Origin of the sequence: Agromyces allii (assembly GCF_009749385.1) — a bacterium.
GTDB lineage: Bacteria > Actinomycetota > Actinomycetes > Actinomycetales > Microbacteriaceae > Agromyces > Agromyces allii.
The window spans coordinates 50,995-72,797 of record NZ_WBIN01000017.1; the positions used below are offsets into that span (position 1 = coordinate 50,995).

The following is a 21,803-nucleotide window of genomic DNA, read 5'->3' on the forward strand; positions in this document are numbered from 1 at the left end:
GCGACCCGGCATCCGGAGCTCAGGGGGTGACGGCGACCGCCGGCAGCGTCGGCTCGAGAGGGCAGGCGTGCCCGCCGACGAGCCGCGTGCACGGCGAGAAGAACGCCGGGAACCGCTCGAGCGTCGGGTCGCCGAACCAGCGGTTCCAGAGGACCCAGAAGTTGAGGTTGCCGTAGGCGCCGCACGCGTCGCCGCCGGCGGGGTCGGCGAGGGTCGCGGGGTTCGGCTGGTACGGCGTGTAGTTGTAGAGGTTGGCCGTGGCCTGGTTGCGGATGTCGACCGTCGATGCGCCGCATGCGGCGTCGGGGTTGTAGCCGATGTCGGTCGCACCGATCATGTACCGGCGCTCGGGGTGCTCGGTGTACTGCCGGAACTGCCACGCGGCGTTGTACACCTGGTTGAAGAAGCCGAAGTACTTCTGATCGCAGTCGGCCGTGTCGGGGCAGGCGTAACCCGTGGCGCGCTCGTAGCCCGAGGCCGTGGGCCTGGTGAGCAGCGACTGCTCCTTCTGCAGCAGCACGAGCAGGGTCTTCGGGCTGATGCCGCACGCGACCGCCGTCTTCGCGATGATGCGGCTCGCCGGCTCGTCGACGCCGCCGCGGTACTCGCCGCAGTGCGAGCCGCCGACCGCGGGCTGGGTGGTGGTCGTCTCGGTGTACTCGGCCAGGCACGGGATGCCCTCGTCCGCACGACACGAGACGCCCTCGAGGAACGCCTGGATCTGCCGCTCGCCGAGCGCGCTGCTGTCGTAGAACGCGTCGTCGCTCACGATGAGCGACGGGTCGAACTCGGTCGTCGGCGGCTCGGGCAGCGTGCGGTCGACCCGGAGCGGTGCGGTGTCGGCGGGGGCGCACGACGCGAGCAGCAGGATCGCCGCGACCGCCGCGGTCAGGCGTGCGAATCGGCCGAGGGAGCTCATCGGCTCGACCCTACCGGTCGGCACGTCGACGGCGCTGGGAATCGCCTCAGCGCCGCTCGCGCGGCACGATGCGGTCGGCGAGCTTCGCGAGCGTGCCCTCGGGCGGCTTCTCGTTGTAGACGCCGGCGAGCTCCTGCTCGGAGAGCGCGTGGATGGCGGCCATGATCTCGTCGGTGGCCGTGCGCCGGGCGCGGCCCGAGGTCGCGGGGCCGTGCGACGAGAGGTCGAGGGGCGCGCCGAACCGCACGGTGACGGGGCGCACGCGGGGCAGCTTCGCGCCGACCGGCTGGATCTCCTGGGTGCCGATGAGGCCGACGGGCACGACGAGGGCGCCGGTCTGCAGGGCGAGCCAGGCGACGCCGGTGCGTCCGCGGTAAAGGCGCCCGTCGAGCGAACGCGTGCCCTCGGGGTAGATCGCGAAGGCGTTGTCGTGCTCCAGGATGCCGCGACCCGCGTCGAGCGCGGCCTGCGCGTCGGCACCGGCGCCGCGTTCGACGCCGACGGCGCCGATGGCCGTGAAGAAGGTGCGCGAGACCCAGCCTCGGAAGCCCTTGCCGGTGAAGTAGTCGTTCTTCGCGAGGAACTGCACGGGCCGCGGCGAGGCGAGGGGGATCACCACGCTGTCGATGAACGACAGGTGGTTGCTCGCGAGGATGACCCGGCCGGTGGCGGGCACGTGCTCGGTGCCGGTGATCTTCGGACGGTAGACGAGCAGCGCCAGCGGCCGCAGGATTCCGCGGAAGATCCGGTAGGCGGGCCCCTGCCGAACGGGTTCGGCGACCTCGGGGCTCTGGACTTCGTCGTGCTCTGTCACCCTAAGACCTTAGGCGGCACGTCATTCCGCGATGGGTATATGGGGCTCATCGGTCCCGGTGCGGGATGATGGTGGCGTGGACGTGACCGCCGAGGGCGAGCTCATCGAGCTCGGGGAGACGGGCGCACGCGCGCTCGTGCTGGCCAGCGCCCGGCGCCCGCCCGGCGTCGACCTCGTGCTGCGCGGGCTCCTCGCGCGATCGGCCTCGGTGCCCGCCGACGACGTCGAGCTCGTGCACTCGTGCGCCGAGTGCGGAGCGCGGCACGGACGGGTCTCCGTCGTGTATCCGCTCACGGTGTCGGGCGCTCCCTGGTTCGCGGATGTCGCGATCGACGGCGACACGATCGTCGCCGCGGCCGGCACGCGGCATCCGCTCGGGGTCGCCGTCGAACCGGCCGCGACCGACCCGGGCGGCCGCATCGACGAGGCGGCCTTCCACCCGCTCGAACGCGCAGCGCTGACGGGGCTCGGCGCCGAGCGGGGCGCCTTCGTTCGCGCGACGCTCTGGGCGCGCAAGACCGCGCTGCTGCGCGCGATCGGGCACACCGAGTTCATCGAGCCGTCTCGGCTCGCGCTCTCGTTCCCCGGCGACGACGGCGGGCTCGGGCGCATCGAGCGGAGCGTGCCCGAGTTCGGGTCGTTCTGGCGCCAGGTCGTCTTCCACGACCTGCCCGTGCGCGGGCCGCGCGCGGCATCCGTCGCCGTCATCGGCTGACGCGGGCTCGCGCAGGGCGCCGGGTCGCTCGCGCACGGCCCGCCCCACGCGAGCGGGGCATCGCGCGGCCTACAGTGGTGACGTGCGTTCAGTCATCATCCTCGGCTCCACCGGTTCCATCGGCACCCAGGCCCTCGACGTGATCCGCGCGAATCCGCGCCGGTTCGAGGTCGTCGGCCTCGCGGTCGGCTCGAACCGCGCGACGCTCGAGGCGCAGGCCGCCGAGTTCGGCGTCGAGAACACCGCCGTCGGCATCGACGAGGCCGTGCAGCTGGTTCGGGATGTCGACGCCGACGTCGTGCTGAACGGCATCACCGGATCGGTCGGCCTCGGTCCGACCCTCGCCACGCTCGAACGCGGCACGACCCTCGCGCTCGCGAACAAGGAGTCGCTCATCGTCGGCGGCGACCTCGTCACGCGCCGCGCCGCGCCCGGGCAGATCGTGCCCGTCGACTCCGAGCACTCCGCGATCGCGCAGGCGCTCCGCTCGGGCACCGAGGACGAGGTGCGCCGGCTCGTGCTGACGGCGTCGGGCGGGCCGTTCCGCGGACGCAGCCGCGAGTCGCTCGTCGATGTCACCCCTGCGGAGGCGCTCGCGCACCCGACCTGGGACATGGGGCTCGTCGTCACGACGAACTCCGCGACCCTCGTGAACAAGGGGCTCGAGGTCATCGAGGCGCACCTGCTCTTCGACGTGCCCTACGACCGCATCGACGTGACCGTGCACCCGCAGTCGATCGTGCACTCGATGGTCGAGTTCGTCGACGGGTCGACGATCGCGCAGGCCTCGCCGCCCGACATGCGGCTGCCCATCTCGCTCGGCCTCGACTGGCCGAACCGGGTCGCCGCCGTCGGACGACCGCTCGACTGGACCGTCGCCTCGTCGTGGACGTTCGAGCCGCTCGATCATTCGGCGTTCCCCGCGATCGCGCTCGCGAAGCAGGTCGGCCGCGCCGGCGGCGACTACCCGGCCGTGTTCAACGCCGCCAACGAGGAGGCCGTCGCCGCGTTCCACGCCGGACGCATCGGGTTCCTCGACATCGTCGACACCGTGCAGGCCGTCGTCGAGGCGCACGAGTCGCCCGAACGCGAACTCACGCTGGCCTCCCTCGCCGAGTCGGAGCGGGCCGCGCGGGCCGCGGCGAACGCGCGCATCGCGAAGGCCTGAGCCGCGGCATCCGATCACCGCGCTGAAGCCCCTGCGCGGGCCATAGCGCGCTCACAGCGGAGCGTCAGGCGACACCCGGGGTCTGGCAGTACGCTCATCGGATGGATTCCGTGCTGCCGTTCATCCTCGGCGTGGTCGTCGTCGCTCTCGGCCTCGCCGTCTCGATCGCGCTGCACGAGATCGGGCACCTCGTTCCGGCCAAGCTCTTCAAGGTCAAGGTCACGCAGTACATGATCGGCTTCGGGCCGACCGTCTGGTCGCGTCGACGCGGCGAGACCGAGTACGGCGTCAAGGCCGTGCCGCTCGGCGGCTACATCTCGATGATCGGCATGTTCCCGCCCGCCAAGGGCGGCCAGGTGCACGCCGACTCCACCGGGTTCTTCAAGGGACTCGCGCAGGACGCGCGCGACGCCAGCCAGGAGTCCATCACCCCGGGCGACGAGGCGCGCGCCTTCTACCTGCTGCCCGTCTGGAAGCGCATCATCATCATGTTCGGCGGTCCGTTCATGAACCTGGTGCTCGCGGTGCTGCTGTTCGGCGTGCTGCTCATGGGCTTCGGCGTGCCGCAGACCACGACCACGGTCGCCTCGGTCAGCGAGTGTGTGCTGCCCGCGACGAGCGAGCGGCAGACGTGCGCGGCCGACGACCCGGCGGCGCCCGGCGCCGAGGCCGGCATCAAGCCCGGCGACGTCATCGTCTCGATCGACGGCGAGGCGATCACCTCGTGGGAGCAGTCCACCGCGATCATCCGCTCGCACCCCGGCGACCCGCTCGCCGTCGTGGTCACGCGCGACGGCGCCGAGCAGACCCTCACCATGACGCCGGCGCTCACCGAGCGCTACGTCACTGACGAGAACGGTCAGGTCGTCGAAGACGAGACCGGCACGCCCGTCACGACCGAGGTCGGCTTCGTCGGCATCGGCCCCACCGCCGCACGCGTGCAGCAGCCCGCGACCGCCGTGCTGCCGACCGTCGGCGAGAACATCGCCGGCGTCGCCGGCATCATCGTGAACCTGCCTCAGCGCATGGTCGACGTGGCCAACGCCGCGTTCGGACCCGACGAGCGCGACCCGAACGGCCCCATCAGCGTCGTCGGCGTCGGCCGGGTCGCCGGCGAGGTCGCCGCGACCGACCAGCTCGCCCTGAGCGACAAGGCCGCCGGACTCATCGGCATCCTCGGATCGCTCAACATCGCGCTCTTCGTGTTCAACCTGATTCCGCTCCTGCCGCTCGACGGCGGTCACATCGCGGGCGCGCTCTGGGAGGCGATCCGTCGAGGCTTCGCGAAGCTCTTCGGCCGCCCCGACCCTGGCCCGGTCGACATGGCCAAGCTCATGCCGGTGACGCTCGCCGTCGTCGTCGTGCTCGGCGCGATGAGCGCGCTGCTCATCTACGCCGACCTGGTGAAGCCGGTGCAGCTGTTCTGATCGTCATGCCGCGCTCCGTCTCCGCCGCCGTCGTCGAACCGACGGCCACCCGGTACTCCCACGGGAGCAGCCGGTGAGCCTCCGGGCGGAGGACGCCGGCGCGGCATCCGATCGATACGATCAGAAGATGCCCGTTCCGCCGTGGGATGCCCGATCAGATCGGGGCGGCCCGACGTCGGGCTCCGCCGAATGGGCCGGGCCGCACACGTGGGGCGGTCCGCCGCCGTGGGCCGGCGGCCAGGGCGGCGATCCGGGTGATCGGCGCTTCCGCCCCTCCGCAAGGTTCCGGCTGCTCGCGCCGGTCGTGTTCAGCCTGCTCGTGCAGGTGCCCGCCGCCATCGGCATCGCGATCGGCACGCAGACGGGCTGGGGGCTCGGGGTGCTGCAGGTGCTGCTCGCGGCCGCCGGCCCGCTCGTGCTGCTCATGGCACGACGCCTGCCCGGGGTCACGGTCGCCGTCGTCACGGCCATGGCGCTCGCCGACGTCGTGCTCGTGCCCGTCGCGGGGCCGCCCTACATCGCGCTGGCGTTCGCGATCGTCCTCGCCGTCGTCCGCGGCGCCGTGGTCTGGGCGGTCTCGTCGGTCGTCGTCGGGTGGATCGCCGCCGTCGTGCTCGTCTCGGCCTGGGGCGAGCCGTGGCATCCGGTGCGCGTGGCCTTCACGACCCTCGCGCTCGCGGCCTGCTTCGGCATCGGCGCCTTCGTGCGCACGCGCGACGAGCGCCTGCGCCGCTACCGCGCCGACGCGGTGCGCCGACGCCAGACCGCCGAGGAGCGCGAACGCGTGCGCATCGCCCGCGAACTGCACGACGTCATCGGGCACGCGCTCTCGCAGATCAACGTGCAGGCCAGCGTCGGCCTGCACCTCATGGACCGCGATGCCGAGCAGGCCCGCACCGCGCTCGCGAACATCAAGGACACCTCCAAGACCGCGCTCGAGGAGGTGCGCAGCGTGCTCGGCGCGATCCGCAGCGACGCCGACGCGCCGCTCTCGCCGCAGGCCGAGCTCGCCGAGCTCCCGCGCCTGCTCGCGGGCGTCACGACGGCCGAGTTCGAGGCGACCCTCATCGATCGCCTCGACGGCGACGCCCCCGGCCGCGCCGTGCAGTTCGCGGCGTACCGCATCGCCCAGGAGGCGCTCACGAACATCGTGCGGCACGCGCAGGCCACGCACGCGGTCGTGACAATCGACCGTGTCGGCGACGTGCTGCGCCTCACGATCGACGATGACGGCAGCGGCGTGCCCGCGGCGTCCGGCGAGGGCAGCGGGATCCTCGGCATGCGCGAGCGCGCCGTGCTGCTGGGCGGGTCGGTCGCGGTCGGGCCGGTGCCCGCCGACGCGGGCGGCGCGGGCGGTTCAGGCGGAACGGGCGGTGCAGGCGGTGCAGGCGGTGCAGGCGCTGCGGGCAGAGCGCCGGGCACTCGCGTCGAGGCTCGGCTGCCGTGGAAGGCGACGCCGTGATCCGCGTCGCCCTGGCCGACGACCAGCTGCTCGTGCGCGCCGGCTTCCGGGCGCTGCTCGAGGCCGAGGAGGGCATCGAGGTGGTCGGCGAGGCGTCGACCGGCGCCGAACTGCTCGAGGTCGTGCGGCGCCATCCGGTCGACGTCGTGCTCATGGACATCCGCATGCCGGACGGCGACGGGCTCTGGGCGACCGAGCAGATCGCCGCCGACCCCGCGCTCGCCGGTGTGCACGTCGTGATCGTGACGACGTTCGAGCTCGACGAGTACGTCGCGCGGGCCGTGCGCGCGGGCGCCAGCGGGTTCCTCGTGAAGGACACCGAGCCGGTCGACCTGATCCGCGCCGTGCGCGTCGTCGCGAGCGGCGACGCGCTGCTCTCGCCCGGGGTCACGAAGCGCCTGCTCGAGCGCATGGCGACGGGGCTCCGCGACGCACCCGACGCCCAGCGCGAGCGCCTCGCCGGGCTCACCGAGCGCGAGCGCGAGGTGCTGCGCCTCGTCGGACTCGGCCTCACGAACGACGAGATCGCCGCCGAGCTCGTGCTCTCGCCGCTCACGGCGAAGACGCACGTGTCGCGCATCATGGCCAAGCTGCACGCGCGCGACCGGGTGCACCTCGTCGTCACGGCGTACGAGTCGGGGCTCGTCGCGCCGGGCTGGCAGTAGCGCGGCGCTCGCACGTGCTCCCGCGGGAGCAGTCGAAGTGCCTCCCGTGGTCGGATTCGCCCGAGGCCGCGGGTGACGAGACTCGGATCGACGGCCTGACCAGCAGGCCACGATCAAGGGATCACACCATGCTCACCACCCTCGCCACCGCAACCGTGGTCGCCCACGCCGGACCCTGGGCGGCCGGCTTCGGCTGGGTCTTCTTCCTCATCCCGCTGTTCTGGTTGCTCGTCGTCGGCCTCATCATCTTCGGCGTGAGCCGCGGCCGTCGCCGGTACTGGGCCAACGGCGGCCCTGAGGGCTACGGCCCGCCGTGGGCCCGCACCGCGAGCGCCGAGCAGACCCTCGGCCAGCGCTTCGCGAACGGCGACATCGACGAGACCGAGTACCGCGCCCGCCTCGAGGTGCTGCGCGCGAACCGTCCGGGCGCCTAGCCCGGGCGAGCGGTCGCGCACGGCAGGCCGCCTGAGCGGCTGCAGACGAGGGGCGGATGCCGCGGCATCCGCCCCTCTGTCCGTCGGGTCACTCGGGGAGCACCTCGCGCAGTGCCTCCGCCTGGTGCCGGTGCCCGATCGTCTCGAACGCGACCACCACGACGACCGGCGAGAACGCCGTGATCAGGATGCCCGCCGGCAGGCTCGCCCCGCCGGACACGGCCAGCACGGCGACCGCGAGCACCGCGAGGCTCCCGGCGAAGACGACGAGGTGGAACGGGTCGAACCGTCGAAGCAGATAGGCGTAGAGCAGGAACAGCATCGCGAGGAACACCGCGACCGGCACGGTGATCGTCAGGAGCGCCTCGACGTCGCCGATGTGCGCATCGCCGGCGATCACGTTCGCGGCCACGTGCAGCCCGGCTCCGGTGGCCGCGAGCGACCCGAACACGATCAGGTGGCCGTAGCCCCACACGTACGACCGGGATCGGAATGCGGCGAGCAGCCGGCCGGACGGCACCGTGAAGTAGCTCCACCAGAGGCCGAACACGAGCAGCGTGCCGCCGAGGGCGACGCCGGCCGCCTCGGTCGACCATCGCTGCTCCTGGACGACCGCCGAGATCGCGAGGATCGTGCCGAGCACGATCTCGCCGAGCGTGATGATGACGAGCAGGCTGTACCGTTCGGCGATGTGGTGCGGATGCCACGGCGTCTCGCCCCCGCGTCGCTCGGCGATCGGCGGCACGATCATCTCGCAGACGCCGAGCACGAACATGAGTCCGAGCGCGATCACCAGCGGCGGGTCGACGAAGATCATCGCGATCCAGGCCACCTGGATCACCCCGAGCCCGAGCGCGTAGCCGTGCGCCGTGCGCCGTGCCGACGGGTCGTCGTGCGCGATGCGCAGCCAGAGCGCGATCGTCGAGATCCGCATGACGACGTACCCGGCGATCACGACCGCGTTGTCGACATGCTGGCCCTCGTCGATCGAATGGAAGAAGTCGGGCAGCCCGAGGGCCAGCACGAGCACGCCGAGCATCTGCACCATCGTCGCGACGCGCACGAAGACGCCGTCGTTGTCGTAGGCGGAGGCGAGCCACGAGTAGTTGATCCATGCCCAGCAGATCGCGAATACCGCGAAGGCGAAGGCGATCGCGGCCGTTCCGAAGTGCCCGATCTCGAGCAGGTGCGCGGCCTGGCTGCCCGCCTGGCTGAACGCCACGACGAACGTGAGGTCGTAGAGCAGTTCGAGCGGGGTCGCGGCGCGGTGCGTCTCGCCGGGGTCGCGTCCGACCATGCGGCGCAGTCGGTGGTGCAGCGGCGGCTGGGCGGTCTCACTCATGCCGTTATCGTGGCATGACTCGACGCGACGACGGGCGGATGCCGCGGCATCCGCCCGTCGCGGGGTCGGGGTGCTGCGGCATCCGCCCGTCGGGGTGGTGCGCGATCGACGTCAGCGCGAGAGCAGGAGCGCCTCGCCCTGGCCGCCGCCGCCGCAGAGCGCGACGGCCGCGCGACCGCCGCCGCGGCGCGAGAGCTCGAGTGCGGCGTGCAGTGCGAGGCGTGCGCCGGAGGCGCCGATGGGGTGGCCGAGCGCGATGGCGCCGCCGTGCACGTTGACCGTGTCGGCGTCGAGGTCGAGGTCGCGCATCGACTGCAGCGAGACCGCGGCGAACGCCTCGTTGATCTCGACGAGGTCGAGGTCGGATGCGGCGAGGCCCTCGCGTTCGAGGGCGGCGGCGATCGCGTTCGAGGGCTGGGAGTGCAGCGAGTTGTCGGGGCCGGCGACCTGACCGGAGGCGCCGATGAGCGCGAGCCAGGGGAGCCCGCGGGACTCGGCCCAGTCGCGGCTCGCGACGACGACCGCGGCCGCGCCGTCGGAGATCGGCGAGGAGTTGCCCGCCGTGATCGTGCCGCCCTCGGCGAAGGCCGGGCGGAGGCGGCCGAGCACCTCGGCGGTGGAGTCGGGGCGCACGCCCTCGTCGGCGGTGACGACGACGGGGTCGCCCTTGCGCTGCGGCACCTCGACGGGCACGATCTCGTCGTCGAGGAGGCCCTGCGCGGCGGCTTCGCCCGCGCGTCGGTGGGAGGCCGCGGCGATCTCGTCCTGCGCTTCGCGGGTCAGGCCGTAGCGGCCGTTGAAGCGCTCGGTCGAGGCGCCCATCGACTCTCGGTCGAACGCGTCGGTGAGGCCGTCGTGCGCGGCGTGGTCGAGCATCTCGACGCTGCCGTAGGCCCAGCCCTTGCGCGAGCCGGGGAGCACGAGCGGCGCCTGCGTCATCGACTCCTGGCCGCCGGCGACGACGACGGACGCCTCGCCGAGCCGGATCAGGCGCGCTGCGTCGGTGATCGCGACGAGGCCCGAGAGGCACACCTTGTTGATCGTGACGGCGGGCACGCGCCACGGGATGCCGGCGGCGATGGCGGTCTGCTTGGCGGGGTTCTGCCCGGCGCCGGCCTGGAGCACCTGGCCGAGGATGACCTGGTCGACGTCGTCGGGGGAGACGCCGGCCTTCGCGAGCGCGCCGCGGACGGCGACGGCTCCGAGCTCGACCGCCGAGCGGGTGCCGAGGTTGCCGCTCATGCGGCCGAACGGCGTGCGGGCTCCGGCGATGATGACGACATCGGTGGTGGGCATTCGGTGAACTCCTTCGTTCGGGTTGCGCGGGTTCGTCTTCGAGCATATTGTACTTTCCTGAGACCTGAACCACCTGTCAGGTTCTCGCACCAGTCCCAGCCGTTCACTGTTGAGAGGCACTCCCATGCGGGTTACGAAGAAGTACCTCGCGACGGCCGTCATCGCCGCCGCGACCATTGCACTGGTCGGATGCGCCCCGACCGCACAGGCCGGCGGCGACGCCGGCTCCACCGATCCGGGCGAGCCGGTGAAGGTCGCCATGCTGACCAGCCAGACCGGGCCGCTCGCCGCCTACGGCGCCGCCTACACCGCGGGCTTCGAGGCCGGCCTCGACTACGCGACCGACGGCACCGGCACCGTCGACGGCCGCGAGCTCGACATCGAGTGGGGCGACGACCAGGGCAACCCCGACACCGCCGTCTCCAAGGCCAAGGACTTCATCGGCCAGGGCTATCAGATCCTCGCCGGCACGGCCGCCTCGGGCATCGCGCTCGCACTCGCCGAGCAGGCCGAGCAGAACAAGATCCTCTACATCTCGGGTCCGGCCGCCGCAGACGCGATCACGGGCGTCAACGACTACACCTTCCGCTCCGGCCGCCAGACCTACCAGGACGTCGCCACCGCCGGCACCTTCATCGGCGACCCCGAGGGCAAGAAGGTCGTCGTGTTCGCCCAGGACAACGCGTTCGGCCAGGGCAACCTCGCCGGCGTGCAGGCCGTGCTCGGCGGTCAGGGCGCCACGGTCGAGGGCGTGCTCGTCGCCGAGGACGCGACCGAGTTCACCCCGTTCGCGCAGCAGCTCATCGGCGCGGCACCTGACCTCGTCTTCGTGGCATGGGCCGGAGCCTCGTCGGGCGCGATGTGGACCGCGCTCTCGCAGCAGGGCGTGTTCGAGGCGGTCCCCGTGGTCACCGGCCTCGGTGACGTCGCGACGTACGGCGCCTACGGCGACGCGTCCTCCGACATCTCGTTCCTGAACCACTACTTCGGCGGAGCCGCGGGCACCGACGTCGAGGCCGCGATGATCGAGCACCTCGAGGCCGCGGGTGCCGAGCCCGACCTCTTCTCGCCCGACGGCTTCGTCGCCGCGCAGATGATCGTGCAAGCCGTGCGCGAGGGCGGAGACACGGTCGACGGCATGATCGAGGCCCTCGAAGGCTGGACCTTCGACTCCGTCAAGGGCGAGATCACGGTTCGCGCCGAGGACCACGCCGTGATCCAGCCGATGTTCCAGGCGAAGCTCGTGAAGGCGGGCGACAGCTGGGCGCCCGAACTCGTCGACACGATCGACGCTGAGACGGTCGCCCCGCCGGTCGCCGGCGAGTGACTGCGCCCTCGGGCGGCCGCCGCACCCTTCGGCGGCCGCCCGAGGCCACCGCTCGCTCCGCTTCGTTCCGCGCCGACATCCGTTCCGCCCCGACCGCGTTCCGCCCCGACCCCACGTGAGGCAGCCATGACCGACCATCCGATGCTCGCGCTCGAGCACGTAGGACTCCGCATCGGCGGAGCCCGCATCCTGCACGACGTCTCGCTCGAGGTCCGCACCGGCGAGATGCTCGGCGTCATCGGCCCGAACGGCGCCGGCAAGACGACCCTGTTCAACGTCATCTCGGGCGTGATGAAGCCGACCGAGGGCGTCGTCGCGCTCGACGGCCGCGACGTCACCGGCGAGCCGATCCACCGCAGGGCCGCAGCCGGCCTGGGCCGCACGTTCCAGACCTCGAGCCTGTTCCCCGCGCTCTCGGTGCTCGAGAACGTGCGGCTCGCGGCCCAGGCGCACGCCGGCGGCGCGACATCCGTGCTCCGGATGCCGCGCCGCACCGATGCGGCCACCGAAGCCGCCTTCGCCGCGCTCGCCGAGGTCGGGCTCGCCGACCGGGCCGACGCCGAGGCGTCGGGTCTCGCGCACGGCGAGAAGCGCAAGGTGGAGATCGCGATGCTCATCGCGATGAACCCCAAGGTCGTGCTCCTCGACGAACCCATGGCCGGCGTCGCCTCGGGCGACGTGCCCGCGATCACCGAGGTGATCCGCGGCCTGCACCGCGGCGGCCGCACCGTGCTCATGGTCGAGCACCACATGGACGTGGTGCTCGGTCTCGTCGACCGCGTCGCGGTCATGCATCACGGCGAGCTCCTCGCCGCAGACACCCCGGAGGCCGTCATGGCGAACCCCCTCGTGCAGTCCGCCTACCTCGGGGAGGCGGTGTGAGCGAGCCGATCCTCGTCGTCGACCGCCTCGCCGGGCGCATCGCCGGCCAGCAGGTCGTCGAGGACGTCTCGTTCGAGGTACCGGCGACCGGCGTCACCGCCCTCCTCGGCCGCAACGGCGTGGGCAAGACCTCGACCATCAAGTCGATCCTCGGCCTCATCGATCGCACCGGCGAGGTGCGCCTCGCCGGAACCCGCATCGACCGCCTGCCGACGCACCGCATCGTGCAGCGCGGCGTGGGCTACGTTCCCGAGGACCGCGAGGTCTTCGGCGCCCTCACCGTCGCCGAGAACCTCCGGCTCGCCGAACGCGACGCCAGGCCGCGCCGCGAGCTCGTCGAGCAGCTCTTCCCCGACCTCGTGCAGCGTCGCGCCCAGCGCGCCGGCACCCTCTCGGGCGGTCAGCAGCAGATGGTGTCGCTCGCCAGGGCCCTCGTGAACGAGAACCGCATCCTGCTCGTCGACGAACCCACGAAGGGCCTCGCGCCGAAGCTCGTCGACGAGGTCGCCGCCGCGCTCGCCGCGGCCGCGAAGACCGTGCCGATCCTGCTCGTCGAGCAGAACCTGCACGTCATCCGCAAGCTCGCCGACCGCGTCGTGGTGCTCTCGGGCGGCCGCGTGGTCTTCACCGGCGCCGCGACCGAGCTCCTCGACGACGAGGACCGCATCCGCCGCTACCTCGGCGTCCACGACGCCGCCGACGCCGTCGAGAACACCGGCACCCTGGAGGAGACCCGATGAGCACCCTGCTCCTGCTCGTCATCACCGGACTCGGGCTCGGCGCCCTCTACTTCCTCGTCGCGAGCGGCCTCTCGCTCATCTACGGGCTCATGGGCGTGCTGAACTTCGCGCACGGATCGTTCCTCACGATCTCGGCCTTCCTCGGCTGGGAGGTCGGCCGCCGCGTCTCCGACGGCACCTGGTGGGGGCTCGCGATCTCGGCGCTCGTCGGCATCGCGGTCGGCGCGATCGTCGCGGCGCTCACCGAGTACCTGCTCATCCGACGGCTCTACGAGCGCCACATCGAGCAGGCGCTCGTGACCGTCGGCCTCTCGCTCGCGACCGTCGCGCTCTTCGAGGGCATCTGGGGCACCGACCCGATCTACACCGAGAAGCCCGACTGGCTCGGCCAGACCACCGAGATCCTCGGGGCGAAGATCCCGAACGACCGGTTCCTGCTCATCGCGTGCGCACTGCTCGTGCTCGGCGGCATCGTGCTCTTCCTCCGCCGCACCCGCTACGGGCTCATCATCCGCGCCGGCGTCGAGAACCGGTCGATGGTCACCGCCCTCGGCATCGACGTGCGCCGCTCGTTCACGCTCGTGTTCGCCATCGGCGGCGCGGCGGCCGGCCTCGGCGGGGTGCTCGCCTCGGTCTACTACGGATACGTCTCGGCGCACCTCGGCTCGACGCTGCTCATCTTCGCGTTCATCGTGACGGTGATCGGCGGACTCGGCTCGCTCACGGGGGCGGCGATCGCCTCGGTGCTCGTCGCCGTGCTGCAGCAGTTCGCCAACTTCTACCTCGGCGGCACCGGCGACCTCGTGGTCGTGGTCGCGCTCGCCGCGGTCCTGCTCGTCCGCCCGCGCGGACTCATGGGGAAGGTCGCATGATGCACTCGCCCGACACCGACACCGACACGCCGACGACGGATGCCGCGGCATCCGCCTCCACCACGGCGCCCACCGCACGCGCGGCGGCGGGGGCGAAGGGCCGCGCCGCGGCATCCGCCCCTCGTATGAAGCGGACGCTCATCGGCGGCCTCGCGCTGGTGGTGCTGCTCGCGGTGCTGCCACTGCTCGCGATCGACATCCCGGGCGTGCTGCCGGGCCCGACGTACACGCCGGGCACGCTGCAACTGCTCGCCTACGCGATGCTCATCGCGGCGCTCTCGCTCAGCTACCGCATGATGTTCGGCCTGGCCGGCCTGCTCTCGTTCGGGCATGCGCTGTTCTTCGCGGCGGGCGCGTACGGGCTCGGCATGACGCTCGAGGCGTTCGCCCCGGTCGCCTGGCCGAGCGAGCTCGTCTTCGTCGTGTCGATCCTCGTGAGCCTGGCGTTCGGCCTCGTGCTCGCGGCCACGGTCGGCGCGCTCGCCCTGCGCGTCACGGGCATCTCGTTCGCGATGGTCACGCTCGCGTTCGCGCAGGCGGGATCGGTCATCATCCGCCGCAACCCGGGCGGTGCGACGGGCGGCGACGAGGGGCTCTCGCTCGACATCGCGAACGTGCCCGGCGCGCTCGTCGGCGTGCTGAACACCCGCAACCTCTACTGGGTCGCGCTCGGGGTGCTCGTCTTCGTCTACCTCGTCGTGCTGTGGGTCGAGAAGAGCCGCGCAGGCCACGTCGCCGAGGCGACCCGCGAGAACGAGCTGCGCGTGCGCGTCATCGGCATCCGTCCGTACACCGTCAAGCTGCTCATCTTCATCGTCGCCTCGGTGCTCGCCGCCGTCGCGGGCATGGGCTACCTGCTGCTGCAGTCGGGTGCCTCGCCCCGCGTCGCGACCGCGGACTTCACCCTGACCCTGCTCGTGATCGTCGTGCTCGGCGGGGTGGGGTACCGGTGGGGCGCGATCGTCGGCGGTATCGTCTACACACTGCTCGACCAGCGGCTCACGGCGCTCGCGGGCTCCGACTTCATCGCCGGGCTGCCAGCCGTGCTCCGAGTGCCGCTCTCCGAGCCGTTGTTCATTCTGGGAACGCTGTTCATCCTCGTGGTGCTGTTCCTGCCCGGGGGGATCGCGGGGATCCCGCAACGCATCCGCTCAGGACGCACGCAGCACCCGGTCGAAGCTGAGGAGGCCACCGATGCCTGACGGCCTGCACACCCTCGGGCGCTGGACCGGGGACCGCGCCCGCGCGACGCCCGAACGCGTCGCGATCGACGACCGGGGCGTGGCGCTCACGTACCGCGAGCTCGACGCCAGGGCCGAACGCCTCGCCGGAGCCTTCCGAGACGCCGGCTACGCGATCGGCGACCGCATCGCCACGATCACGGGCAACAGCGCCGACCACGTCGTGCTGTTCTTCGCCTGCGCGAAGGCCGGACTCGTGCTCGTGCCGCTCTCCTGGCGGCTCGCTCCGCGCGAGATCGCCGAGCAGCTCGAGATCGCCGGCCCCGCACTGCTCCTCGTCGAGAGCGAGTTCGAGTCGCTCGCGAAGGCGACGCTCGGGCGGCTCGTGCGCCGCATCCCGAACGCACCGCTCGGCGCGCACGGCGTCGAGGCCGAGGTGCCGGCTCCCGCCCTGCCCGCGGGACGCGAGGCGATCGAGGCGCGGGCGGCCGCCGCCCTGCGCCGCGACGTCGCCGACGACGACGCGCTGCTCATCATCTTCACGTCGGGCACGACGGCGCGCGCCAAGGGCGCCGTGCTCACGCACCTGAACTGCTTCTGGACCAACCTGTCGTTCTCGCGCATCGCCGAGATCCGGGCGGCCGACACGGTGCTCGCGGTGCTCCCGCAGTACCACGTGGGCGGGTGGAACATCCAGCCGCTGCTCGCCTGGTGGACCGGCGCCACCGTCGTGCTCGAGCGCACGTTCGACCCAGGCCGCGTGCTGCACCTCATCCAGGAACGGCGCATCACGACCATGATGGGCGTGCCGGCCAACTACCTGTTCCTGGCCCAGCATCCCGACTTCGACGGCACCGACCTCTCGAGCCTCGCGCATGCGATCGTCGGGGGAGCGCCCATGGCCCCCGCGCTGCTGCGGGCCTGGCACGCGCGGGGCGTCGCGCTCACGCAGGGCTACGGACTCACCGAGGCCTCGCCGAACGTGCTCTGCCTGCCCGACGAGGACGCACGCACGCACGCCGGGTCCTCGGGCCGCCCGTACCCGCATGTCGACGTCGCCGTGGCCGACCCCGTCACGGGCGAGCACCTCGACGGCGAGGCCGAGGGCGAGCTGCTCGTGCACGGCCCCTCGGTGTTCGCCGGCTACCACGAGGACGCCGCCGCGACCGAGGCCGCGCTCGTCGACGGCTGGCTCCGCACGGGCGACCTCGTGCGCCGCGACGCCGACGGCTACTACACCGTCGTCGACCGCATCAAGGACATCTACATCTCGGGCGGCGAGGGCGTCGCACCCGCCGAGGTCGAGGCCGTGCTCATGGGCCACCCGGCAGTGGCCGACGTCGCCGTCGTCGGGGTTCCCGACGAACGCTGGGGCGAATCCGGGGTCGCCTGGGTCGTGCTCCAGCGCGGTCGGGTGACGGATGCCGCCGAGCTCATCTCGTTCGCCTCCGCCTCGCTCGCGCGCTACAAGGTGCCGCGCGCAGTGCACCTCATCGACGAGCTCCCGCGCTCGACCGCGGGAAAGGTGCTGCGCCGCACGCTCGCGGAGCGCGGCGCTGCCGAGGCCGACGCCGACGCCGACGCCGACGCCGAGGCCGACGCCGACGCCGGGGCCGACGCCGAGGCCGCTCGTGCCGCCGCCCTCGCACCAGCCCGCACCCCAGCACGCACCGATCCGACCGAGGAGGTCGCCCGATGAGCGCCAAGCCCAGAACCGCCCGCGGCGAGCAGACGCGTCGCAAGCTGCTGGCCGCCGCCGAGGTCGTGTTCGCCGAGCACGGCTACCACGAGGCATCCGTCTCGCGCATCACCGACCGCGCCGGCGTGGGGCAGGGCACCTTCTACCTGTACTTCGCGACCAAGCTCGACGTCTTCAACGAGCTCGTCGAGGACCTGAACCAGCGGGTGCGCCACGCGATGAGCGAGGGGGCGCGCGGCGCCTCGAGCCGCCTCGAGGCCGAGCGTGCGGGCTTCGCCGCGTTCTTCAAGTTCACGGCCGCGCATCCGGCGCTCTACCGCGTGGTCCGCGAGGCCGAGCTCGTCTCGCCCGACGCCCTGCGCCTGCACTACAGCCGCATCGTCGAGGGCTACATCGACGGGCTCCGCGAGGCGGCGGCCGACGGCGAGATCGGCGACATCGATCCGACGGTCGCGGCCTGGGCGCTCATGGGCATCGGCGAGATGATCGGCATGCGCTGGGTGCTCTGGGGCGACCCCGACGCCGAGCCTGGCGACGACGCCGATCCGACCGCGAGCGGCACCCGCGAGGTTCCGCCGCATGTGCTCGACGAGATGATGCGGTTCATCGGGGGAGCGCTCGGGCGGCCCGATCTCGCGGGCGACCCGGTGGTCGCTCCCTCGAACGACGACGCAGCCGGTCGCGACGATGCGCCGGAGAGGGGGGAATCGTGACCGACCTGACCGGACGGAGGGCCGTCGTGACCGGCGGTGCGAGCGGCATCGGCGAGGCGTGCGTGCGCGCCTTCGCCGCCGCGGGCGCGCAGGTCGTGATCGCCGACCTGAACGGCGAAGCCGCACAGCGCGTTGCCGACGAGGTCGGCGGCGAGGCGTGGCAGGTCGACCTCGGCGACACGGCCGCGCTCGCGACCCTCAGCCTCGAGGCCGACATCCTCGTGAACAACGCGGGCATCCAGCACGTGCGCCCGATCGAGGAGTTCGAACCCGAGCGGTTCGCGCTGATCCTCCGGCTCATGCTCGAGTCGCCGTTCCTGCTCATCCGCGCCGCACTCCCGGGCATGTACGAGCGCGGCTTCGGTCGCGTCATCAACGTCTCGAGCGTCCACGGCCTGCGCGCCTCGCCGTTCAAGTCGGCGTACGTCGCCGCCAAGCACGGACTGGAGGGCCTGTCGAAGGTCACCGCGCTCGAGGGCGGCCCGCACGGCGTCACCTCGAACTGCATCAATCCGGGGTACGTGCGCACCCCGCTCGTCGAGAAGCAGATCGCCGACCAGGCGCGCCTGCACGAGATCCCCGAGAGCGAGGTCGTCGCGAAGATCATGCTCACCGAATCGGCGGTCAAGCGCCTCGTCGAACCCGCCGAGGTCGCGAGCCTCGCCCTGTGGCTCGCCGGCCCCGACTCGGGCATGGTCACCGGCGCGAGCTACACCATGGACGGCGGATGGAGCGCCCGGTGAACGCGACCCTGTCCACGACCGCGTTCCAGGCGCCCGTCGCCGGCGGGCTGCTCGCGGGCGGCCGATGGCGACCGGATGCCGCGGGCCTGCCGGTGCTCGCGGTCCATGGCATCACGGCCACCCACCGCAGCTGGGACGTGGTCGCCGCCGGGCTGCACGATCGCCGCATCATCGCCCCCGACCTCCGCGGACGCGGCCGCAGCAACGCGCTGCCCGGTCCGTACGGGCTCGTGCAGCACGCCGACGACCTCGCGGCCGTCCTCGACGCGCAGGGTGTCGAGCGGGCGTTCGTCGTCGGTCATTCGATGGGCGCGTTCGTCGCGGTGCGGTTCGCCGAGCGCCACCCCGACCGCGTCGCCGGGCTCGCGCTCGTCGACGGCGGGCTGCCGCTGCCGAATCCCGAGGGCGTTCCGGTCGACGACCTGCCCGCGGTGCTGCTCGGGCCTGCGCTCGAACGGCTGTCGATGACCTTCCGCAGCCGGGCGGACTACGTCGCCTTCTGGCGGCGGCATCCGGCCCTCGGGCCCTACTGGAGCGACGCGATCGAGGCCTACGTCGAGTACGACGTCGACGGCGTCGAACCGGCGCTGCGCAGTTCGGCGAACCCAGACGCCGTCGCCGTGAACACGGTCGAGCTCGACGGCGCGGGCGGCTACACCGAGGCGCTGCTCGGCCTGCCGGGGCCGGTCGACGTGTTCCGGGCGCCGCGCGGGCTCCTCGACGAGGCGCCCCTGTACCCCGAGGCGCTCGTCGCCGAATGGGCCGGGCGGATGCCGCAGCTCGCCGTGCACGAGATCGCCGACGTCAACCACTACACGATCGTCATGTCCGACCACGGCGCGGGTAGCGTGATCCCAGTGATCCGTGCCCGCATCGAGGCGGCGGAAACACAGGAAGGTTCATCGTGACACTCGACAAAGTCGTCGGGTCCGCTCAAGAGGCGGTCTCCGACATCCCTTCAGGAGCCAGTCTCGCCGTCGGCGGGTTCGGTCTCTGCGGCATCCCCATGGTGCTGATCCAGGCCCTGCTCGACGCGGGCGTCGACGGCCTCAGCGTCGTCAGCAACAACTGCGGCGTCGACGACTGGGGGCTCGGCGTGCTGCTCGCGGAGCAGCGCATCGCGAAGATGACCTCGTCGTACGTCGGCGAGAACAAGGAGTTCGAGCGGCAGTACCTCTCGGGCGAGCTCGAGCTCGAGCTGACGCCGCAGGGCACGCTCGCCGAGAAGCTCCGCGCAGGCGGCAGCGGCATCGCCGCGTTCTTCACGCAGACGGGCGTGGGCACGCAGGTCGCCGAGGGCGGGCTGCCCCGCCGGTACGCGGCAGACGGGTCGATCGCGGTCGCGAGCCCCGTGAAGCCCGTGCAGACCTTCGAGTTCGCCGGCGCACCGCGCGAGTTCGTGCTCGAGGAGGCCATCACGACCGACTTCGCGCTCGTGCACGCGCTCAAGGGCGACCGGCACGGCAACCTCGTGTTCGACAAGTCGGCGCGCAACTTCTCGCCCCTCGCCGCGATGGCGGGGCGCATCTGCATCGCGCAGGTCGAGGAGCTCGTCGAGCCCGGCGAGCTCGACCCCGACACCGTGCACCTGCCCGGCGTCTACGTCGACCGGGTGCTCGTCGTGGGCCCCGACATCGAGAAGCGCATCGAACGCCGCACCGTGCGAGAGGGGAACTGACATGGCACTGACCAGACTCGAGATGGCGGCCCGTGCCGCCCGCGAACTCGCCGACGGCTCCTACGTGAACCTCGGCATCGGCCTGCCGACGCTCGTGCCCAACTACGTGCCCGACGGCGTGACCGTCGTGCTGCAGTCGGAGAACGGCATCCTCGGCGTCGGACCGTACCCGGCCGAGGCCGACGTCGACCCCGACCTCATCAACGCCGGCAAGGAGACCGTCACGGTGCTGCCCGGCGCATCGTACTTCGACTCGGCGCTGAGCTTCGGCATGATCCGCGGCGGCAAGATCGATGCGGCCATCCTCGGCGCCATGCAGGTCTCGGCCTCCGGCGACCTCGCCAACTGGATGATCCCCGGCAAGATGGTCAAGGGCCCCGGCGGCGCCATGGACCTCGTGCACGGCGCCCGCCGCAAGATCGTGCTCATGGAGCACGTCGCCAAAGACGGCTCGCCCAAGATCGTGAACGACTGCTCCCTGCCGCTCACCGGCAAGGGCGTCGTCGATCGCATCATCACCGATCTCGCCGTCATCGACGTGACGCCCGACGGGCTCGTGCTCGTCGAGTGCGCGCCCGGAGTCACGGTCGACGAGGTCGTCGCGGCCACCGAGCCTCCGCTCGACATCTCGTCGGTGGGGTAGGCGGCATGGTCGAGACGCTCCTCCCGGGCATCCGCGCGCGCTCGGCGGTCACGCCGCGCCTGCGCGCCAACGTGCTCGAACGCGAGGCGGATGCCGCATCCGCCGCCGGGCAGACGGTGCTGTTCGTGCACGGCAACGTGTCGTCGTCGCTGTTCTGGCAGCCGACGATGCTCGGCCTGCCCGGCGACATCCGTGCCCTCGCCGTCGACCTGCGCGGATTCGGCGACAGCCAGACGTTGCCGGTCGACGCCTCGCGCGGCGTGCGCGACTTCTCCGACGACGTGGCCTCGGTGATCGACGCCCTCGACCTCGGCGCCGTGCACCTCGTCGGCTGGAGCATGGGCGGCGGCGTGACCATGCAGCTCCTGCTCGACCGGCCGGGGCTTGTGGCGAGCCTCACGCTCGTCGCGCCCGTGTCGCCGTACGGGTTCGGCGGCACCGCGCTCGACGGGTCGCTCCTGGTGGCGGATGCCGCGGGCACGGGCGGCGGGGGAGCGAACCCCGACTTCGTGGCCCGCCTGGCCGCCGGCGACCGCGGCGATGAGCCGGGTTCGCCGCGCACGGTGTACCGCTCGAGCTACGTCGCCGCCGGATTCGTCTCGGAGCACGAGGACGTCTGGGTGGAGTCGATGCTCTCGACCGTCACCGGCGTCGACAACTACCCGGGCGACGCGTCGGCCTCCGAGAACTGGCCCGGGTTCGCCCCGGGCGGCCGCGGCGTGCTGAACACCATGGCGCCGACCGTCTTCGACACGACGGGCATCGTCGACCTCGAGGTCAGGCCGCCGATCCTCTGGATCCACGGCGCCCAGGACGCGATCGTCGGCGACGCCTCGTTCTTCGACCTCAACCAGCTCGGCGCCGCCGGCATCATCCCCGGCTGGCCGGGCGACGCGGTCGCCCCGCCGCAGCCCATGATCGCGCAGACGCGCGCCGTGCTCGACCGGTACGGCGCACGCGGCGGCGCGGTCACCGAGGTCGAGCTCGAGAACTGCGGCCACTCGCCGCATCTCGAGCACCCGGAGGCGTTCCGCGACGCGCTGGTGGCACTGGTGACCGCCGGCGTGTCCGCCTGAGTGATCG

Annotated in this window: 22 protein-coding genes; 18 read left to right on the forward strand and 4 right to left on the reverse strand. The window is 72.3% G+C overall.

Annotated elements, in window-relative coordinates; all coding sequences use genetic code 11:
- Positions 1-19: 19 nt before the first annotated feature.
- Both GQR16_RS18420 and GQR16_RS18425 read right to left on the reverse strand, forming a co-directional pair.
- Complete coding sequence (locus GQR16_RS18420; protein WP_157416625.1) at positions 20-919, reverse strand: hypothetical protein; 900 nt, start codon at positions 917-919, stop codon at positions 20-22.
- 46 nt (positions 920-965) lie between these two features.
- Positions 966-1,733 (reverse strand): lysophospholipid acyltransferase family protein, encoded by a 768-nt coding sequence (locus GQR16_RS18425; protein ID WP_157416626.1) that lies wholly within the window; start codon positions 1,731-1,733, stop codon positions 966-968.
- Between the two features lie 76 nt (positions 1,734-1,809).
- On the opposite strand from GQR16_RS18425, the gene GQR16_RS18430 reads away from it, so the two are divergent.
- From GQR16_RS18430 to GQR16_RS18455, 6 genes are all read left to right on the forward strand, one after another.
- The gene (locus GQR16_RS18430; RefSeq protein WP_157416627.1) at positions 1,810-2,448 is read left to right on the forward strand and encodes a 4'-phosphopantetheinyl transferase family protein; all 639 of its coding nucleotides are present in this window, start codon (positions 1,810-1,812) and stop codon (positions 2,446-2,448) included.
- 82 nt (positions 2,449-2,530) lie between these two features.
- A complete protein-coding gene (gene dxr / locus GQR16_RS18435; RefSeq protein ID WP_157416628.1) occupies positions 2,531-3,616 on the forward strand; it encodes a 1-deoxy-D-xylulose-5-phosphate reductoisomerase in 1,086 nt (361 codons plus the stop codon).
- A 101-nt stretch (positions 3,617-3,717) separates the two neighbouring features.
- Positions 3,718-5,043 carry a M50 family metallopeptidase gene (locus GQR16_RS18440; protein WP_157416629.1) on the forward strand — a complete coding sequence of 442 codons (1,326 nt, stop codon included), beginning with the start codon at positions 3,718-3,720 and terminating at the stop codon, positions 5,041-5,043.
- 127 nt (positions 5,044-5,170) lie between these two features.
- Positions 5,171-6,505 (forward strand): sensor histidine kinase, encoded by a 1,335-nt coding sequence (locus GQR16_RS18445; RefSeq protein WP_157416630.1) that lies wholly within the window; start codon positions 5,171-5,173, stop codon positions 6,503-6,505.
- Entirely contained in the window at positions 6,502-7,170 is a 669-nt protein-coding gene (locus GQR16_RS18450; protein WP_157416658.1) for a response regulator transcription factor, read from the forward strand. The genes GQR16_RS18445 and GQR16_RS18450 overlap by 4 nt, the downstream gene beginning before the upstream one ends.
- A gap of 128 nt (positions 7,171-7,298) precedes the next feature.
- Positions 7,299-7,604, forward strand: coding sequence for an SHOCT domain-containing protein (locus GQR16_RS18455; protein ID WP_157416631.1), 306 nt, complete (start codon positions 7,299-7,301; stop codon positions 7,602-7,604).
- Between the two features lie 88 nt (positions 7,605-7,692).
- Here the strand turns inward: GQR16_RS18455 and GQR16_RS18460 are convergent, their stop codons facing one another.
- Together GQR16_RS18460 and GQR16_RS18465 are read right to left on the reverse strand one after the other, a co-directional pair.
- The gene (locus tag GQR16_RS18460; protein WP_211373581.1) at positions 7,693-8,946 is read right to left on the reverse strand and encodes a low temperature requirement protein A; all 1,254 of its coding nucleotides are present in this window, start codon (positions 8,944-8,946) and stop codon (positions 7,693-7,695) included.
- 111 nt (positions 8,947-9,057) lie between these two features.
- A complete protein-coding gene (locus GQR16_RS18465) occupies positions 9,058-10,242 on the reverse strand; it encodes an acetyl-CoA C-acetyltransferase (protein WP_157416632.1) in 1,185 nt (394 codons plus the stop codon).
- 124 nt (positions 10,243-10,366) lie between these two features.
- Between GQR16_RS18465 and GQR16_RS18470 the strand changes: the two genes are divergently transcribed.
- From GQR16_RS18470 to GQR16_RS18525, 12 genes are all read left to right on the forward strand, one after another.
- Positions 10,367-11,569 carry a substrate-binding domain-containing protein gene (locus tag GQR16_RS18470; protein ID WP_157416633.1) on the forward strand — a complete coding sequence of 401 codons (1,203 nt, stop codon included), beginning with the start codon at positions 10,367-10,369 and terminating at the stop codon, positions 11,567-11,569.
- Between the two features lie 126 nt (positions 11,570-11,695).
- Positions 11,696-12,451 (forward strand): ABC transporter ATP-binding protein, encoded by a 756-nt coding sequence (locus GQR16_RS18475; protein WP_157416634.1) that lies wholly within the window; start codon positions 11,696-11,698, stop codon positions 12,449-12,451.
- Complete coding sequence (locus tag GQR16_RS18480) at positions 12,448-13,191, forward strand: ABC transporter ATP-binding protein (protein WP_157416635.1); 744 nt, start codon at positions 12,448-12,450, stop codon at positions 13,189-13,191. Before GQR16_RS18475 ends, GQR16_RS18480 begins: the two co-directional genes overlap by 4 nt.
- Positions 13,188-14,063 (forward strand): branched-chain amino acid ABC transporter permease, encoded by an 876-nt coding sequence (locus GQR16_RS18485; protein ID WP_157416636.1) that lies wholly within the window; start codon positions 13,188-13,190, stop codon positions 14,061-14,063. Before GQR16_RS18480 ends, GQR16_RS18485 begins: the two co-directional genes overlap by 4 nt.
- The gene (locus GQR16_RS18490) at positions 14,060-15,265 is read left to right on the forward strand and encodes a branched-chain amino acid ABC transporter permease (RefSeq protein WP_425482629.1); all 1,206 of its coding nucleotides are present in this window, start codon (positions 14,060-14,062) and stop codon (positions 15,263-15,265) included. The genes GQR16_RS18485 and GQR16_RS18490 overlap by 4 nt, the downstream gene beginning before the upstream one ends.
- Entirely contained in the window at positions 15,258-16,943 is a 1,686-nt protein-coding gene (locus GQR16_RS18495; protein WP_157416637.1) for a class I adenylate-forming enzyme family protein, read from the forward strand. Before GQR16_RS18490 ends, GQR16_RS18495 begins: the two co-directional genes overlap by 8 nt.
- Positions 16,940-17,656, forward strand: a complete 717-nt coding sequence (locus GQR16_RS18500; protein WP_157416638.1) for a TetR/AcrR family transcriptional regulator — start codon at positions 16,940-16,942, stop codon at positions 17,654-17,656. Before GQR16_RS18495 ends, GQR16_RS18500 begins: the two co-directional genes overlap by 4 nt.
- Positions 17,653-18,399, forward strand: coding sequence for a 3-hydroxybutyrate dehydrogenase (locus tag GQR16_RS18505; RefSeq protein ID WP_157416639.1), 747 nt, complete (start codon positions 17,653-17,655; stop codon positions 18,397-18,399). The genes GQR16_RS18500 and GQR16_RS18505 overlap by 4 nt, the downstream gene beginning before the upstream one ends.
- Positions 18,396-19,307, forward strand: coding sequence for an alpha/beta hydrolase (locus GQR16_RS18510; RefSeq protein WP_246200930.1), 912 nt, complete (start codon positions 18,396-18,398; stop codon positions 19,305-19,307). The genes GQR16_RS18505 and GQR16_RS18510 overlap by 4 nt, the downstream gene beginning before the upstream one ends.
- Positions 19,304-20,077: a CoA transferase subunit A gene (locus GQR16_RS18515; protein WP_157416641.1), complete on the forward strand. Its 774-nt coding sequence runs from the start codon at positions 19,304-19,306 to the stop codon at positions 20,075-20,077. Before GQR16_RS18510 ends, GQR16_RS18515 begins: the two co-directional genes overlap by 4 nt.
- A gap of 1 nt (position 20,078) precedes the next feature.
- A complete protein-coding gene (locus GQR16_RS18520) occupies positions 20,079-20,720 on the forward strand; it encodes a CoA transferase subunit B (protein WP_211373582.1) in 642 nt (213 codons plus the stop codon).
- Between the two features lie 5 nt (positions 20,721-20,725).
- Positions 20,726-21,796, forward strand: a complete 1,071-nt coding sequence (locus GQR16_RS18525; protein ID WP_157416642.1) for an alpha/beta hydrolase — start codon at positions 20,726-20,728, stop codon at positions 21,794-21,796.
- Positions 21,797-21,803 lie beyond the last annotated feature (7 nt).